We start from the raw sequence: 17137 nt of genomic DNA on the forward strand, positions 1-17137 counted from the left end.
CAGGGTCAGATCGCGGTGCGGCCGAACAAGAGCTGGTCGATCAGCTCGATGAAGCGCTGGCGCGCGTCGGGATCGAACTCCGGCCATGAGTGCCCCGACGCGTGGGCGCACTCGTAGTCGATGTGGTCGATCAGCAGCTGGCGCAGCTCGACCTCGGTGATCAGCCCGTCTTCGAGGCAGTCCCACGCGCGCTTGCGGCCCCACATCACGTACTCGATGCGCTCGCGGAGCTCGGACTCCGGGGGCGTGATGTGGTGCAGCTCGCGGGCGAGCCGACAAGCGGCCTCCACCAAGCTGGCACGACTGGGCGATGGCCGGCTCACAGGTACTCGAACACCCAGCGCATCGTGGAGCCGGGCTCTTCACTGAACTCGTCTTCGGTCTTCGTCAACTCGGAGCCACACAGCTGCGCGGCCTTGACCACCCAGCCCTTGACCGCGAGGAACAGCACGCGACTGGGCCGGGGGACCTCCGAGAGCTCGAGTGTCACCCGGTTCTTGTTGTCTGGGTCGCGGACGGTCTTCATCACGCCAAAGTCGTACTGCGAATGCCACGCTTTGGCGGCGCGGTCGACCAGGAAATTGATGTTGCCGAACCGAAAGAAGACCCGGTAGATACCGGTCAAATTGTGCTCGCACGAGAACGAGCCCATCTCGAACACCAGCTGTAGGTCACCCTTGCCGAGCACGCGGTCGATCGTGGTGCTGAGCTCGATGTAGACGTCGTAGGGATACCAGACGGTCTCGAGCGGACCCTCCTCCATGATCTTGCGGCCCTCGGTGCCAAGCTCGGCGATCACGCGCGCGAAGGCCTCTTCGCCTTGCCTGCGCACGTACGTATAGCGCGAGCGAATGACATGGCCGGTGACCTGCACCGCCCAAAACTAAGCCAAAACTGGGCGTCGGCGCTAGCAGGCCGGGGAAATTCTCGGCGCGGCCCGATACAGCTTCGTCTTGGCTTCGCGGCCGCGAAGGCCAGTGACGCACCCTGAGCCGCGGATCAGTTTGACAAAGTGCAGTGTGCCCGCGGGGGTCAATACTTGGTAGATTCGTGGACCTGCGCGGCCCGAGCAGCGCAACGACCGGCCGCGACTCGGCCGCAGGCGGCGAGGTGCACGATGGCTGTGGGGGTCTTGAACAGCATACTCGCCGACCTGGAGGGGCTGCCGCTCGATGGTTGGCAGCTGGTCGAGGGGCCGTGGGACGCCGGCTCCGAGGAGCGTTGGCTACTGCGGCTGGCCGACGGTCGACTCGCGGTCCTCGGCCGGCTCTCGCCCGAGTTCGCGCGCGACGAGTCGGTGCGACGCCGCTGGGTCCGGGACGTCGAGCGCCTGGTCGAGTGCGCAGCAGCGAGCGTGGCCCCGGTGCTGGCGACCGGCCCCCGCCCGGATCCCCGAGATCCCGCCGCGCCGCCCCCATGGCGGCTGCGGCTCGAGCCCGAGGGCGAGCGATTCTCGACCTGGCTCGAGCGCGCGCCGATCCCGATCGACGAGCTCGCGCACCGCGGAGCCGCGCTCGCGGACGCCCTGCACGCGGTGCACCTCGGTGGCGCCGTGGTCCGCAACCTGCACCCGCGAGATCTCGTGTGGACCGCCGAAGGGCGCGTGGTCCTGACCGACGTCGGCCTCGCGCGGGTGGATCTGTTGTCGAGTCACACCGCATCGAGCTTGTTGATCACCGGCTCGGCCTACGCGGCGCCCGAGCAGCTGATGCGCACGGTCGTGGATCAGCGCGCGGATCTGTACTCGCTGGGGGTCATCCTGTGGCAGGCCGCGACCGGCAACCTCCCGTTTGGCGAGGGCCCGGCGCTGCTGCGCGAGCGGTTCGAGCTGCCGTTGATCACGGCGCTGCGGCGCGACGCCCCGCCGGTTTTGGATCTGCTCCTGCGCCGCTGTCTGTCCGAGCAGCCCGAGCAGCGGCCCGACAGCGCGGCCGAGATCGCGTGGGTGCTGCGCGGGGGCGCGGGCGATGGACTGCTGCAGGGTGATCAGACCGTGTGCCAGCACTGCGGCGCCGCTCTGCGCCTGGGTCAGCGCCTGTGTCTGGCGTGTGGCCGGCTCGGCGTCCGCTTCGTGCACCAAGACGGAAGCGCGCCCACGTGGGGCGTCGAGCTCACGACCCTGCGCGAGGACGCCCAGCTGCTCGCCAGCCTGCGCGAGTTCGTCTACTCCGTGGCTCAGGGTCCGCTGCGCGCCGACGAGTTCGTGATCGGTGACGTGACGCTGTACTCGGACCAGGAGTTGGTCTGGCGCAAGCGCCTGCCGGCTCGCTTGTTCGACCGGCTCGACGAGCAGACCGCCCACGAGCTGTGCGCGCGCTTGACCGAGCTGGGCCTCGACGTGCGCGTGGTCCAACCCAACCGCAGCGGCCGCTGGACGGGGATAGCGATCGGCGCGCTGGCCCTCACCACCATCTTGGGCGCGGGCATGGCGAGCCTCGGCGTGGCGGGGGCCGTGATCGGTTGGACCGTGGCCGCGGGGGTGATCACCAGCGTGGTGGCGGGCAGCCGCGCGAGCTCGGCGATCGTCGAGCGGCGACTTCGGCCGCTGTATCAGCTGCGAGCGCAGCCGGCCGCGCTGCCGGCCTCGGATCCGCTCGTCTCGCGGATCGCCGCGCTGCTCGACGGGACCTCCGCGGGGCCGACCCCCGCCGACGTCCGCGCGCAGCTCGGCGAGCTCGCGCTGTTGGTCCAGCGCCTCGTCGATCGTCGCGCCGAGCTCACCGGGCTGGTTGAGGCGCGCGAGCTCGAGCTCCTCACTGGGCCGGTCGAGCCGCTGATCACCGAGCTCGAGGCGCGAGTACGCGAGCTCGCCCGCCTCGACCGCGAGCTCGGCGAGCTCGACGAAGCGACAATGGTTCGCGCGCTCGCGGCCGTCGACGCGCGCGCCAGCGATCCTGGCAAGCGTCAGCTCGAGCGCCAGCGCCTGCTCGACGGGCTCGACCGACTGCGGAGCCTCGAGGATCGGCGCACCACCACCTTTCACGGGCTGCTCGAGGCTTCGACCTTGCTGCGCCGCGCGATCGATCTTGGCCTCGGTGTTCACGATCCCGCCGCCGAGCAGCAACGGCGCGTTGAGCTCGCGCTCGCGGCACTGCTCTAGGCGCGAGAGCGACTCACGAGCGCAGAAACGCACGACCTCGCTCGCGTTCGCTCGTCAACGATGTTGCGTGATGGCGCCGCGTGCTTCGGCTAGGGTCGTGGGTCCATGCAACTGTTCGTCGAGCTCCCGCCGGTCGTCCTGCCTGGCCCCCGGCCAATGCCACTGGTCGGCGCGCGTGGAAACCTGATTCGATTCCTCGCCAAGCCGGTCCAGGCGATGCTCCGCCTGCAACGGCAGTACGGAGATGTCGCGCCGTTGACCCGCGACGATCCCGGCTGGCTGCTCGCAATTGGTTCGGCGCACAACCGCGAGGTCCTGACCAACGGCGACCGCTTTCACAATCTTGCCGACCATCCGGTCAAGCTCCCGGCCGGCAGCGCCGCGGCCAAATTTTCGCTGAGTCTGGTCAACCAAAACGGACTCGCGCATCAGCACGGCCGACGCTTGATCCAGCCGCTGTTCGCCAAGCACCGGCTCGCAACCTACGCCCGGATGACGGCGGACACGACCGCGCGCACGCTGGATCGCTTGGCCGTGGGGCAGCAGCTCGATGCGCACTCGCTGTGCGTCGAGCTCAGCCTGAGCGTCGCGCTGCGCTGCCTGTTCGACGTGGACGCCACGGCCGCGGGCGGGCCCTCGGATGACCTGGGCGAGCTGGTCCTCGACTATCTGTCGCGCGTGTTCTCGCCAGCGAACATGCTGCTGCCCGTCAACGTTCCGGGCACGCCCTTCCGCCGGTTCCTGACCACCTCTGAGCGGCTGGGAGACCGCGTCGAGCAGATGATCCGCGAGCGCCGTGAGCGAAGCGCTGGCGACGACATGCTGTCGGCGTTGATCACCGCCTACGCGAGCGAGCCGGATCAGCGGTCATCGGAGGCGGTCGACGACGAGCTGCTCGGTCAGGTCGCGATGCTGTTGATCGCGGGGCACGACACCAGCGCCCACACGCTGGCGTGGACGCTGTTCTTGCTGACCCAGCACCCCGAGATTCAAGCGGCGCTCATCGACGAGGTCGACGGCGTCGACGTGCACGATCACGCCGCCGTCATGGCCCTGCCGCTGCTCGATCGGGTGATCAAAGAGAGCATGCGACTATTGTCGGCGGTCGCGTTGCTGTTCTTTCGGCGCAGCACCGACTCGTTCACGCTCGGGGGCCACGAGCTGCCAGCTGGCGCCACGGTCATTCTGAGCCCGCTGATCAGCCATCGCGATGAGTCAGTGTTTCCCGAGCCGCGCCGATTTGTGCCTGACCGCTGGCTCAGCTGCTCGCCGGGGCCCTACGAGTACATGCCCTACGGCGCTGGTCCGCGGTTGTGCGTTGGCATGAGCCTTGGCGCACAGATCCAGCGTGTCATCCTCGTCATGTTGCTGCGCCGGTTTCGGGTCAGCTTGGCGGCGGGGGCCCGGGTGTCGTACACCACTCGTGGTGTGTTGATGGGGCCGCTGCCGGGCATGACGGTTGATCTGCTCGCGCGGGATCGTGGGGGGGCGCCCGCGGGTAAGCGGGTGCGTGGGAACATTCATGAGCTGGTGGATCTGAGCTAGAGGCGCCCATCTCAGCTCCCGACCAACACCAGCCCCGGCGCGCGCTCGGTGTCCAACGCGACCGACGTCCCAACCGGCGCCGCGAGCAGATATTGGAGGATGTAGCGGCGGCCCACGACGTCGTAGCCGTCGATCGCCGTGATCACGTCACCGACCTCCAACCCCGCCGCCGCGGCTGCGCCTCCCGGCTCCACGCTGATCACCCGCGCGACCTGGTCGGCTTGATCCGCGACGTGGTCCCAACGAACCAGGCGAAACCCGAACGACGCCGCTCGCTGGTCGGGGCTCAGTCGGCGCGTCGGCACGCCAACGTCGCCGAGGTCGAGCGGGGCGCCCGGGTTCACGGTCACGCTGAGGTGCGCCTCGGTGAGATCGGGCGGGCGCGCGTGCAAGTTCTTCGGAATCACGTGCAGCGTGACCCGCCCGGTCGGCGGATCGGAGATGAGGAAGCGCCCGCTCGTGTCGCTGACGTTGCGCGCGTCCTCGTGGACGTAGCGGCTGCGGAGCTGGGCATCGAGCGCGGTCGCGACGACGCGAAAGTCGGCGAGCGGCTCGCCGGTCTCGAGTCGCACCACGCGTCCGATCAGCTGGGTCAGATCGTCTAGCGGTACGTCGCCAGCGTCGTTGCGCCCCGCTCCAACCTCGGCCTCGACCGCACCCGCGCCCTGGCTGGCCTTGATGCGCACCTGGTAGCGACCAACTGGCAGCCCCGCGATCGACCACTCGCCGCGCGTCCGCAGGAACACGTCCCGCCGACGCACCGCCGCGTCCGTTCGCACGACCTCGACGACGAGCAGATCTGGGATCGACGCGCCGCTGCGGTAGTGCGCGCTGCCTTGCAACGAGCCGGTGTCACGCACCACGAGCTCGACGTCGTCGCCGATTGCGACCCCGGACAGAACCGCCTCACCGCCGCCGCGAACCCGAGCCTCGAGCGTGAACTGCCCGCCCGACAGCCGGCGGATCTCGAAGCTGCCGTCGACATCCGTCATCCGCGGCGCACACCGACCGCGCGACACGACCGCGTCCGGCGGCAGAACATCCGGTTTGGCGCACACGAACGCAGCGGTCAGCGGCTCGCCGTCGCCATCGACGACGACCCCGGTGATCACCCCGGTCTGCGGGACAACGACGAACTCCAGCTCACTCGCCTCGCCTCCCTCGACGCTCGCGCTCGCCGACGCAGCTGCGCCGCTCGATGTCGTGAGCGGCTGGCCCCCCTCGGCCAAGACGTCGACCTGATAGCTCCCCGGCGGCAATGAGGCGAACGCGAAGTGTCCCTCGGCGTCGGTGAGCGTCTCGCCCCGCCAGCGACCGTTGACCGAGCGACGGACCGCGAGCACCCGCGCCGAGGGGACGGGTCGTCCGCCGACTTCGACGACCCCGCCGCGCAGCGATCCTCCCGCGCGCAGGGCCAGCTCGAACGAGTCGTCACGCGGGATCGTGACGCGCAACTGTGCGTCGACGGGAAACCAGCCCGGCGCCACGCCGGTCACCACGTACTCGCCATCGTCGAGGCCCGAGAGCTCGACCTTGCCCGCCGAGTTGGCGACGGCCACCGCCGCGGGCGGGCCCCCGCGCGCAGCGATGAGCGCGACGGAAGCCTCGGCGATCGGCTCGCCGTCGCCCGAGACACGACCCCGGAGGACGAACCCGCGCTCGACCATGAGCTCGATCGACTCGTCGTCGCTCGGGTTTCCGCTCAGCTGGAGGACCGGCGAATCCCCCACGAGCCGGTGCCCCTCACAGCGCACCGCGACTCGATAGCTGCCGGCTCCCGCAACCGACAGCTCGACGCGCCCGTCGAGGTCGGCGGAGCTCGCCAGTCGACGTCCGACGTCCTCTTCCACCAGCGAGACCTCGGCGCCGGGGCAGCCGTGTTGAGTTTCGGCGATCACCACCCGCGCTCGAACCGTCGTTCCACGGTGGATCAAGATGTCGACGCCTTCGGTCCGGCTGCTGAACTCGACAGTGACGCCGCCCTCGCTCGCCCCCTCGCCCCACGGGCCGTGGCTGCTGAGCCCGAACACTCCGCCCGGCAACCCACGGATCTCGTAGCGCCCCTGCTCGTCGCTCCGGGCTCGATACACACCGTCGTCGCTGCCCTCACGAGCGTCGTTGTCGGTCCGCCGCGCCGAGACCAGCGCGTCGGGGATCGCCGCCCCGGTCTGAGCGTCGAGCACCCGCCCGGCGATGACCGCCTCGGGCAGCAGCACCAGCTGGACCGGTCCGCTGGGCACGACCAGTCGCTCGCTCGCGCTCACATAGCCGTCGGCGGCGGCCTCGATCCTCGCGTGGCCTTCGCTCGCCCACAGCTCGAACTCGCCGCCCGCCCGGGACACGCTCGCGGCCATCGCCGCGCCGCTAGCGTCTTCGACTCGGACTAGCGCCCCCTCGATCGTCCCCCCGGTCGCGTCCTCCACGACCCCGGTCACACGAACCCCGCCGCGTCGCAGGGTCACCTGCACGTGGTCGCCGCGTGGCGCCAGCTCGCCGGGTCGGGGGACCATGGCCGGCCGGTAGCCCTCGGCCGAGACGGCGATTCGCCAGCGCTCGCCCGCGCTCACCTCGAGGTCGTCGACAAAGCCGCCCGCATCCGTCGCCGCGCAGCGCTGCGCCAGGACCTCGCGCCCTGTCAGCAGCAGGCACACCTGCGCCCCCACGATCGGCTGTCCGGTGCCATCGACCACACCAACCGACAGGCGCTGCGCCTCGGGCTGCTCGGGACGCGCACGCGCCGGCCCCGGTCCGGCCCGCTTGGCCATCTTCGACCCGGTCGCGCCGTCGTCGTCCGGCTTGTCTGCCGTGCTCAAACGGACCGCGAAACCGACGACCAGCAAACCGATCAGCAGGCCCACGAGCACCAGCCAATGCGGCCTCGAGTTTGGTCGATTTTGCTGGTTCACGCCGCGACTCTCCGACCGTGACGCGGCTGTCGGCCGACATCGACTCGACTGTACATGATGGACCGCTGACTGACTCACCCGACCGGAACGACGAGGTCGTTGATCGTCCGCGCGTTCCCACCCGCCGGATACCCATAGCTCGCGTAGTGGTCCACCCCCCACACGATGATCCCAAACGGCGCCACGCTCCACGCCTCTTGCTGGCTCTGCGCGCACTGGCCCACGCCGCCCCGGTACAGATCGAGATGCGCGACCTCGTAGAGCCCCTCGTTGCCGACTGACGACCAACCATCGACGACCCCATAGCAGGCCAGCTCGACGTCCTCGAATCCGTTGGTGCCCTGGGTGCGCACGATCGCCAAGCTGCTGACGCCGTAGGTGGGGTCGACAAAGAACACGTAGCGCCGCATGTACTGGGCCGGCGCGACCAGGTTGATCCACTCTTCGTCACCGAGCCCGGCGCACTGACCCAGACAGCCGCCCAAGTGGGGGTTGATCGCCCCGGCCATGTACTGGGTGAACGAGAACGGGTGATCGTCGTCCTGCGAGCGGATCGTGAACAAGGTCGACGACTCGAACTCGACGATCTGGCCGAGGTCGAGCATCGCCGGGGCGCCGGCCGGCGGGGCGGGATCGTAGCTGAGCTCGGTGCCGTCGACCATGCCGACCATGTGGTAGAGCACGCTCTCGGGCTGCATGTTGGACTTGCGGGTGGGGATGCCGGGGCCGACATACTCGCTGGCGAGCGCCTGCACGTGCGGCAGCTGCTGGTGCGATGAGTCCTGGCCGCCGCCGTTGACGTCCATGGTTGCAACCCGCAGGTAGGTGTTACCCGAGTACATGCCGATCGGCTTGTCGGAGGCGACGATGGTCCCCGCCAGCTGAGTGGCGTTCATCCACTGCAAGGTCTCGCCGGCGTTGATGATGTAGTCGGTCGGGGTGTTGACCGGCGGGACCATGATCGTGCCGGCCTGAACCGGCGTGCTGACGTTGATCGAGACGGTGGTGTTGTCCTCGCGAGCGACGGCGAGCAGCCAGGCGTAGCCCGAGGTGTCGTGGGGATTGGCGATCACATAATTTTGCCCCCAGGCGGTGCGCGGCTGCAGCAGCGAGGCCGAGGGCAGGTAGCTGCTCGCGCCGCCGTAGGGCAGGATGTCGTAGACGGTCACCGGGGTGTCGGAGATCATCTCCCAGGCCTCGAGCGAGCCGGTCCCGAACACGACGGCATCTTGATTGACCAGCGCCGGGGGTACCGGGCAGGTCAGCGGGTTACCGCCGTTGGCGGCGTTGGTGTTGTGCGAGAGAAACAAGATCGCGACCTGACCGGCGGGCAGACCATCGGGTGGGATCGGGTCGTAGACCACGTTGTTGCCGATCCCGCTGGGGATCCGCGCGTGCGCGGCGTAGTCGTAGTCTTGGCCGAGGAAGCTGAGCTCGAGCTGGGCGGGGGTGTCCCAGGAGTTGGCGATCATCACGGCGTGGCACGAGCCGTCGAAGGTCGTGCCGTTGCCGGCTTGGTTCGAGTAAAACGGCGGGGTGGGCACGTAGTACTCGCAGCCGATCGAGCCCTTGGACAGGCCGGCGGCCAGGCACATCTCGATGCAGTCGCCCTCGAAGCAGGCGGTCCCAGGCTCGCAGTTGGCCAGCACGGTGTTGTTCTCGTCGAGGATCTGCTTGAGGTCGTCCGAGCACAGGACGCCGCCACCGTCACCACCGTCGCTGGCAGGGTTGAGATCGAACTTGATCCCGGTGGTCGAGCCGTCGCCGTCGCCGTCGCCCGGGTCGCCATCTCCGTCGCCATCTCCGGGGTCACCGTCGCCATCGCCCGCGTCGCCATCTCCGTCGTTGCCGGTCTCGGTGGTGATCGGAGTCGTCGACACACCTTCGTTGCCGGCCTCACTCGAGGGCGGCGCTCCGTTGCAAGCAGTGAGGGTGAACGCAGCGAAGCAAGTCCAGGCCAACGACGAACGAAGCATCCAACCAGCATATCGAAGGCCAGCGCGTGCGTCACCACGCCGTGTTGACCCGCGCCGGGATCGGCGGTCAAGCTGCGCGCGTGTTCGACTTCACAGACAAGGTCGTGTTGATCACGGGCGGAGCCTCGGGGCTGGGCGCGAGCTGCTCAGCGCGGTTCATCGCCGCGGGGGCCACGGTCGTGCTGACCGACATCGACGAGCCGCGCGGTCGAGCGCTGGTCGGCAAACTTGGCGGACGCGCTCGCTTCATGGTTCACGACGTGAGCGACGAGGCGCGGTGGTCGGCGGTCGTCGCTGCGATTCAAGCCGAGCTCGGGCGGCTCGATGTGCTGGTCAACTCGGCCGGGATCGGGATCATGGGCACAATCGAGGACACCAGCCTCGAGGACTTCCGCCGGGTCCACGCCGTCAACGTCGAGGGGGTGTTCCTGGGCTGCAAGGCCGCGCTGCCGCTGCTGCGCCGGAGTGCCCGCGAGACCGGTGACGCGAGCATCATCAACCTCTCGTCGGTCGCGGGCTTGCGGGGGGCGGCCAAGCTCGCCGCGTACTGCGCCTCCAAGGGGGCCGTGCGGCTGCTGAGCAAGTCGATCGCGCTGCACTGCGCCGAGCGAGGGGACGCGGTTCGCTGCAACTCGCTGCACCCCTCGTACATCGACACGCCGATGGTCCACGCGATGATCGAGGCCGCGCCCGACCCTGCGCGCGCGCGCAAGATCCTCGAGCGCGTCAGCCCAGCTGGTCGCCTGGGCCGGCCCGAGGAGGTCGCGGAGGTGGTGCTGTTTCTGGCGAGCCCGGCGGCGAGCTTCCTCAACGGCGTCGAGCTTCCGATCGACGGTGGCACCACGGCGCGCTGATCAGACGGTGTGTGACGATGCGGAGACCTGGTTTTGCATCGGTGAGGACGACGCCCTGCACCTGGTGCCAGACTCCTGTGGCCCAGATGGCGAGGAGCCCCCAAGCTCACATGGGGATGCAGTCGACCGGCCCGAACGGCGCCGCGATGTTGTCGCAGCTGGCCGCCCACACGTTCGCCGCGATCTGGGTGACGTCGCCGCTCTGCACGTCCACGGTGTAGAGCGAGCGCTGCTGACCCGCGATTCCACACCCGTACAGCGTGCCCAAGGTGGGGTGCAGCTCGAGGCCGACCGACGAGAAGTTGCCGTTGAGCTGGATCTGATCGAGCTCCATCGCGGTGTCGCCGTCAAACGTGTAGAGCCGATCCGTGGTCGCGTTGATGCCGTAGAGCACGTTGTCCACTGGCTGCGACCAGGTCAGGCCGGTCGAGCCCCAGTTGGAGCCGAGCGGCTGCAGCTCCACGGAGTTCGCGTCCCCCGGGTCGATGTCGATGATCACGTCCTCGGTCACGGCCACCCCGAACATGCTCTGCGCTTCGTTGGAGGTGATGCCGTTGACGCTCGTGAACCCGTACTTGCCGATCTCGGTCGCCTCGCAGGTACACGGATCGATGACCATCAGCGTGTCGCCGATCGCGTTGTCCTGCGCCGAAGCGTAGAGCACGTTCTGGTTGAAGGTCAGCGAGGTGAAGTTGGTGTTGGCCGGGATGTTGTTGGGCAGGATGATGTCCGCGCAGATCTCGGTGACCGTGCCGACGTCGTTGTCGTCGACGCTGATGCGGATCAGCCGGTCGGTGGTCGCGTCGACCTCGTCGATGCTGAGGATCCATCCGGGGAGGATGATCGGATCGCCGTCGCCATCTCCGTCGCCATCGCCATCGCCATCGCCGTCTCCATCTCCGTCTCCGTCGCCATCTCCGTCCCCATCTCCGTCCCCATCTCCGTCACCGGTCGGATCCCCGTCGCCGTCACCGGTCGGATCCCCGTCGCCGTCACCGGTCGGATCCCCGTCGCCGTCGCCCGGATCCCCGTCGCCATCACCCGTGGGGTCGCCATCGCCATCGCCCATGCTCTCGCCCACGCTCTCGCTGTTGGACTCGCCGGTCGTGTCCGCGGTCTCGGTGCCGGACTCGGCCCCGCTGCCGCCCTCGGTCACGTCGTCGCCCCCACAGGCGGACAGCATGACCAACGAGAGGATGGAAAAGGCAGAAATTCGAGTCAGATCGGCGCGCATACCTCCGATCTACACAGACCACGACGCCATCGCAATGGCCGATCCGTGCACCGACAGTGCGCTCGGACCGAGCATCTGCGCAGTCACTTGAACGCCCTTCCATAACTAGATAAATCACGACCGACAGTGTGACGCGCAACTTCGCGCAGCGCCGACGAGAGAACTCCACGCCATGGCCAAGAACTCGATCCTCGATCTGCTCCACGATCACGCCCAAAACCGCGGCAACGACACAGCTTGTCTGGCCAAGGTCGACGGCAAGTATGGACCGGTGACCTGGGCCAAAGTCTGGGACGACGCCAAGAAGGTCGGCAAGGCGCTGATCGCCGCGGGTGTCAACGCGGGCGATCGGGTCAACGTGATCGGCGGGACCGCGTACGAGTGGATCACCACCGACCTCGGGATCCTGGCCGCGGGGGCGGTGACCGTCCCCATCTACCCGTCGAACCTCCCCGACGAGTGCCAGTACGTCACCGACCACAGCGGCGCGCGCCTGGTGTTCGCGGAGAACGCGGATCAGGTCGACAAATTCATCGAGAAGCGTGACGAGCTCGGCGACGTGCTGAAGGTCGTGCAGTGGCGCGGTGACACGCGCGTCGACGACGACTGGGTCGTGAGCATGGAGGCGTTCCTGGCCGCGGGCGAGTCGACCACCGACGCGCAGCTCGAAGAGCGCGGCGCGACGCTCGGCCCCGACTCGCTCGTCACGATCATCTACACCTCGGGCACCACCGGGCGGCCCAAGGGCGTGGTCTTGACCCACGGCAACATGCTCTACGAGGCCAAGGTCACCGCCGAGGCCGACGTGATCCGGCAAGACGACATCCAGCTGCTGTTCTTGCCGATGGCGCACGTGTTCGCCAAGGTGCTCGAGGTCGGGTGGCTGGGCACGGGCCACGTGCTGGCGTTCGCCGAGAGCATGAACACGATCAAGCCCAACCTCGGCGAGGTCCGGCCAACCCTGATGGCCGGGGTCCCGCGCGTGTTCGAGAAATTCTACGCAGCGGTGGTCGAGAAGGGCACCTCGGCGGACGGGGTCAAGCGCACGCTGTTCGTCAAGGCCATGGAGCTGTCGGTCAAGAACGGCGAGCTCGAGGAGCGCGGCGACCGGCTTGGGCTGGTCGAGAGCGCGATGTTTGGGATGCTCAAGAAGGCCGTGTTCGCCAAGGTCGGCGAGGGCGTGCTGCAGATCCTCGGCGGTCGGATGCGGGTCATGATCTCGGGCGGCGCGCCGCTCTCGAAGAAGATCGCGTGGTTCTTCCGCGACGCCGGGATCACGGTGATCGAGGGCTACGGCATGACCGAGACCTCGGCCGCGACCACGATCAACCTGCCCCACCAAAACCAGATCGGCACCGTCGGCGCGGCGCTGCCCGGGACCACGGTCAAGATCGCCGAGGACGGCGAGATCCTGATCAAGGGCCCCGGCGTCATGCGCGAGTACTGGCGCAACCCCGAGGCCACCGCCGAGACCATCGACGAAGACGGCTGGCTGCACACCGGTGACATTGGTGAGCTCGATCCGAAGACCCAGGCGGTCCGGATCACGGATCGCAAGAAAGACCTGATCATCACCGCGGGCGGCAAGAACATCGCGCCAACCCGGATCGAGAACCTGGTCAAGACCCACAAGATCATCTCGCAATGTGTGGTCCATGGTGATCGCCGCAAATTCATCTCTGCGCTGATCACCATTGATCCCGAGCAGATCGGCTCGTTCGCCCAGCAGGTTGGGGTGTCTGGCACCTACGAGCAGATGTGCAAAGACTCGAAGGTCCGCGCCGAGGTCGAGCGGCTGATCAGCGAGTCGAACAGTGAGCTCGCCAGCTACGAGACCATCAAGAAGTTCGAGATCCTGGACAAGGACTTCTCGATCGAGACCGGCGAATTGACCGCGAAGCTGTCGGTCAAGCGCAAGGTCGTCAGCAGCAAGTACGGGCACCTGTTCGACGCGTTCTACGAAGAGAAGCACTGAGCTGTGGGCGCGCCCGTGGGCGAGTGGTAAGGTCCACGGATGCGCCCCGCTGCCCTGACCCTGACCGTCCTGACCTCGTGTTCGCTGCTCCTGCTCGCGTGCAGTGACGACGGGGTCGCGGACGCGACTTCAGGGCCAGCCGAGACTGCGGGCGACGGCGACGGCGACGGCGACGGCGATCCCAGCGAGAGCGGTGAGACCAACAGCACCGGAGACGGGGACGGGGATGGCGACGGGGATCCCGGCGACGGCGACGGCGATCCCGGTGATGGTGACGGCGATCCCGGGGACGGCGACGGCGACGGCGACGGCTGCCAGCCGAACCCCGAGGTCTGCGAGCCCGACCTCGTCTGCGACGTGATCTCGGGCGAGTGCGTGGATCCAGACGCGCCCTGCACCCTCGCGGGCGACGCGACGGCCTGCGGCAACTTCAACTGCGGCCCAGGCTCGGTCTGCGACGATCAGGGCGCGTGCATCCCGATCGCGCCGTGCAATTCCGTGGCCTGCGAGGGCGACCAGTGCTGGGGCGACAGCTGCGTGTGCGACCGCCCGATCCCCTGCAACCCCGCCAGCGAGGCCGACCTCAACGGTCCGTTCGCAACCGACATCTTCGACCTCGAGTTCGCCGATGACTGCACCGCGTGGATGGTCACCCTGCGCAGCGGCACCGACTACGTGCGGCGCATGACCGTGGACGCGACGCTGACCCAGTGGGACGGGGTCGCCAACCTCAACATGGGCGAGGTCAAGGTGCTCAAGGCCCTCAACCCGCAGTACCCGGCCGCGCCGCTGGTCGGCGACATTCAGAGCCCAGCCGGCCCGCCCATGACCGACGGCGGGGACATGCTCGGTGAAGTTGCGATCACCTATACCTGCTGCCCGACCTGCGGTTGCTTCGTCGATCCGCCGCAGGGCGTCGCGCGGCTGATCGAAGGCGCGATGGTGCCGCTGCCGATCGTGCTGCCCGGCACGCCCACCCAGGGCGCCAACGGGCCGTTTGGCAGCAACGCGGGCGACGCGGGGCCGATGGGCCTGACCTGGGGCGACGATCTGCGCCTGTACGTCGGCAACTCGGAGGCCAACGGCAATCTGGACACCGCGGATCTCGACCAGCAGACCCAGCAGTTCCTGACCATGTTCGAGTCGCGGGTCACGGCCGCGGCCCCGCTCACCTCCGTGCATTTGCTGATCGCCCTCGACACCGGGGAATTGCTGCGATTCAACACCGCGCTGAATGAGGCCACCCCGGTCATGGATTTCGACGCCGGGATCACGACATTGAGCCACGACAGCTTCTCGGGTCTCGTCTATGCCTCGCTGTCGGATCTGTCGATTGTCGCGGTTGATCCGTTCAGCGCCGAGGTGACCGACTTTGGCGTGATGCCAGCGCTCGGGCGCGTGACGGTGAGCCCGGACGGCAAGCTGTGGTGGGTGCCGGCGAAGTACCTCGTCGGCAACATGCCGCTGTCGACCTGGGATCTGCCGACCAGCTTCTGAGCGAGGGCGACGCTGACCGCCGCGGGCGGTAGACTCCACCGCGATGCTCCCCGCCGTCCCGCTCGCGCGCGAGCCCCTCGCTCGCGACGAGCGCCGCCGCTGGCTGATCGCGCTGCTGCTGGTCGCGATCGCGGCGATCGCCGTGCGCTGGCCGGCCGTCGAGATCGGCCCGCTGAGCGACGACTACATGCAGGACGCGATGATCAACGGGTCGTACCCCGGCGAGCACTACGTCCCCTTCGATCTCTACGCGTTCGCCCGCAGCGGCGCCAGCGTCGTGCCGCACGTCGAGCAGGGCACGCTGCCGTGGTTCGTGGAGGCCGACTTTCACGGCGCGGTCCTGCGTCCGCTGTCGAGCTTGCTGCTGTGGCTCGATCACGTGATCGCACCCAACGCGGTCCGGCTGTGGCACGTGCACTCGCTGCTGTGGTTCGCCGCCTCGATCTTCGGGTTTGGCCTGTGCGTCCGACGGATGCTCCCGCGCTGGCCCGCCGCGCTGGCGGTGCTGCTCTACGCCTGCGAGGCCGCGTTCGACTCCCCCCTCGGGTGGCTGGCCAACCGCTGCGTGCTGGTCTGCGCCACGCTCGGGTTCGCGGCGATCTGGGCCCACATCGAGTGGCGCCAGCCGGATCCAGACACGCCGGGCTGGCTGCGCCGCCACGGGCCGATCATCGAGCTGGCGCTGATGAGCCTGAGCCTCGCGGCCGGCGAGTATGGCCTGGGCGTGGTCGTGTACGTGGCCGCGTGGGAGCTGCTCGCGGGTCCGCGAGTCGCCACGTCCACCACCCGCGCGTGGCTGCGCGACCGCGGGCGCGCGCTGGTCCCCGCGATCGTCCCGGTGTTCGTGTATCTCACCTGCCACAAGCTGCTCGGCTACGGCACCATCGGCGCCGACGTCTACGCGGATCCGATCAACTCGCCCCGCGCGTGGTTTGGGTGGGTTCAGCTGCGTCTGCCCAAGCTCGCGACGGGCGCGCTGTGGGCCGTGCCAGCGTCCACAATCGAGGTGTTTCGGCACCCCGGGGCGCAGTGGTGGAACGAGCTGTGGCCCAGCGACACGCCCACTGGCTACCACCAGTCTCACGCCAACTTCGGCCGGGTGGGGGTCGCGGTCGCGGCGGTCGGCCTGGTGCTCGCGCGGTTTGGGCTGCGCGACGACGAGCGCCGAACCCTGCGCGCCGTGCTGCTTGGCGCCGCGCTCGGGCTGCTGCCGATCTCGGTCGCGCCCGCGCACTCGCGCCTGTTGGTGGTCGCGCAGCTGGGCGCGTGCGTGGCGGTCTCGCTGATCATGTTTGGCTGCGCGCGGCTGCTGCTCGGTCGCGGGCGGGCGGCGAAACTGGTGGTGCAGCGGGTGCTCGGCGTCGCGCTGCTGCCGATCGCCGCGGTCATGCTGTGGCTCCACACCGTCGAGGATCTAAAGTGGACGCGTCGCTACTTGGTCCACCTCGACGGCATGCAGGCGTCCAACGCCGCCGCGTTCACCGAGGGGGATCTGCTCGACCAGGAGCTCGCCGGCCGCGACGTGATCGTGATGAACGGCCCCAGCCAGTCGGTCGGCATGTATGGCCCGTTCGTGCTCCACGTCCACGGCATGCCCGAGCCCAACAGCTGGCGCTCGCTCGCGCTCGGCGGCGACTACCCGATCTGGGTGTTTCGCCCCAGCGACAAGGTGCTCGAGCTCGCGGCGATCCGCGGCGCGTGGCTGCTGACCGCGGGGGAGCTGTTCTTTCGCCGCTCGGATCACTCGCTGGCCGCCGGCTCGACCTTTGACTATCCGACCATGGACGTGGAGGTGTTGGCGGATGACGGCGGCGGCAATCCAACCCGGCTGCGCTTCAGCTTTACCCGCTCGCTCGACGATCCCTCGTTCTTGTTCTTGATCTCGACCCGGCAAGGCTTGATGCGCTGGGACATCCCGCCGGTCGAGGGGTCGCAGACGGTCCCGAGGCCGGCGCTGCCCTATGTCGGCAATCGCGAGGTTCTGTTTGGGGACGGTCGCGGTCCGAAGTGAGCCCACTGTCCACGCTGGGGAGCTCTGCTATCCTCGCCA

At 68.7% G+C, this 17137-nt stretch carries 11 protein-coding genes; 6 read left to right on the forward strand and 5 right to left on the reverse strand.

All coding sequences use genetic code 11. The annotated features are described in order from the left end of the window. Positions 1 to 5: 5 nt before the first annotated feature. On the reverse strand, positions 6 to 323 hold the full coding sequence (locus ENSA7_RS36215; protein ID WP_181234446.1) for a hypothetical protein: 318 nt from the start codon (positions 321 to 323) through the stop codon (positions 6 to 8). After that, positions 320 to 874 carry a hypothetical protein gene (locus ENSA7_RS36220; protein WP_106093979.1) on the reverse strand — a complete coding sequence of 185 codons (555 nt, stop codon included), beginning with the start codon at positions 872 to 874 and terminating at the stop codon, positions 320 to 322. Before ENSA7_RS36220 ends, ENSA7_RS36215 begins: the two co-directional genes overlap by 4 nt. A 258-nt stretch (positions 875 to 1132) precedes the next feature. On the opposite strand from ENSA7_RS36220, the gene ENSA7_RS36225 reads away from it, so the two are divergent. Both ENSA7_RS36225 and ENSA7_RS36230 read left to right on the forward strand, forming a co-directional pair. Then, positions 1133 to 3100 (forward strand): protein kinase domain-containing protein, encoded by a 1968-nt coding sequence (locus ENSA7_RS36225; protein WP_181234447.1) that lies wholly within the window; start codon positions 1133 to 1135, stop codon positions 3098 to 3100. A 105-nt stretch (positions 3101 to 3205) separates the two neighbouring features. Continuing rightward, positions 3206 to 4645: a cytochrome P450 gene (locus ENSA7_RS36230; protein WP_106093981.1), complete on the forward strand. Its 1440-nt coding sequence runs from the start codon at positions 3206 to 3208 to the stop codon at positions 4643 to 4645. Positions 4646 to 4656: 11 nt separating this feature from the next. Here the strand turns inward: ENSA7_RS36230 and ENSA7_RS36235 are convergent, their stop codons facing one another. Together ENSA7_RS36235 and ENSA7_RS44575 are read right to left on the reverse strand one after the other, a co-directional pair. Further along, positions 4657 to 7503 (reverse strand): MSCRAMM family protein, encoded by a 2847-nt coding sequence (locus ENSA7_RS36235; protein WP_181234448.1) that lies wholly within the window; start codon positions 7501 to 7503, stop codon positions 4657 to 4659. 122 nt (positions 7504 to 7625) lie between these two features. Beyond that, positions 7626 to 9527, reverse strand: a complete 1902-nt coding sequence (locus ENSA7_RS44575) for an IgGFc-binding protein (protein ID WP_181234449.1) — start codon at positions 9525 to 9527, stop codon at positions 7626 to 7628. A gap of 26 nt (positions 9528 to 9553) precedes the next feature. On the opposite strand from ENSA7_RS44575, the gene ENSA7_RS36250 reads away from it, so the two are divergent. Further along, entirely contained in the window at positions 9554 to 10381 is an 828-nt protein-coding gene (locus ENSA7_RS36250) for a glucose 1-dehydrogenase (protein ID WP_244924023.1), read from the forward strand. Between the two features lie 106 nt (positions 10382 to 10487). On the opposite strand, the gene ENSA7_RS44580 is transcribed toward ENSA7_RS36250, so the two are convergent. Then, the gene (locus ENSA7_RS44580) at positions 10488 to 11564 is read right to left on the reverse strand and encodes a hypothetical protein (RefSeq protein WP_244924024.1); all 1077 of its coding nucleotides are present in this window, start codon (positions 11562 to 11564) and stop codon (positions 10488 to 10490) included. 223 nt (positions 11565 to 11787) lie between these two features. Between ENSA7_RS44580 and ENSA7_RS36260 the strand changes: the two genes are divergently transcribed. The 3 genes from ENSA7_RS36260 to ENSA7_RS36275 are packed head-to-tail and all read left to right on the forward strand — an operon-like array spanning position 11788 to position 17098. Continuing rightward, positions 11788 to 13590, forward strand: a complete 1803-nt coding sequence (locus ENSA7_RS36260) for an AMP-dependent synthetase/ligase (protein ID WP_106093985.1) — start codon at positions 11788 to 11790, stop codon at positions 13588 to 13590. 39 nt (positions 13591 to 13629) lie between these two features. Beyond that, positions 13630 to 15087 (forward strand): hypothetical protein, encoded by a 1458-nt coding sequence (locus ENSA7_RS36270; RefSeq protein ID WP_146158545.1) that lies wholly within the window; start codon positions 13630 to 13632, stop codon positions 15085 to 15087. A gap of 43 nt (positions 15088 to 15130) precedes the next feature. After that, positions 15131 to 17098, forward strand: a complete 1968-nt coding sequence (locus tag ENSA7_RS36275; RefSeq protein WP_106093988.1) for a hypothetical protein — start codon at positions 15131 to 15133, stop codon at positions 17096 to 17098. Positions 17099 to 17137: the final 39 nt, after the last annotated feature.

It is taken from the genome of Enhygromyxa salina (assembly GCF_002994635.1).
Classification (GTDB): Bacteria; Myxococcota_A; Polyangia; order Nannocystales; family Nannocystaceae; genus Plesiocystis; species Plesiocystis salina_B.

Coding starts and splice junctions, on each gene's coding strand:
- ENSA7_RS36230 (WP_106093981.1), top strand. CDS start 3,206: ATGCAACTGTTCGTCGAGCTCCCGCCGGTCGTCCTGCCTGGCCCCCGG.
- ENSA7_RS44575 (WP_181234449.1), bottom strand. CDS start 9,527: ATGCTTCGTTCGTCGTTGGCCTGGACTTGCTTCGCTGCGTTCACCCTC.
- ENSA7_RS44580 (WP_244924024.1), bottom strand. CDS start 11,564: ATGCTGTCCGCCTGTGGGGGCGACGACGTGACCGAGGGCGGCAGCGGG.
- ENSA7_RS36260 (WP_106093985.1), top strand. CDS start 11,788: ATGGCCAAGAACTCGATCCTCGATCTGCTCCACGATCACGCCCAAAAC.
- ENSA7_RS36270 (WP_146158545.1), top strand. CDS start 13,630: ATGCGCCCCGCTGCCCTGACCCTGACCGTCCTGACCTCGTGTTCGCTG.
- ENSA7_RS36275 (WP_106093988.1), top strand. CDS start 15,131: ATGCTCCCCGCCGTCCCGCTCGCGCGCGAGCCCCTCGCTCGCGACGAG.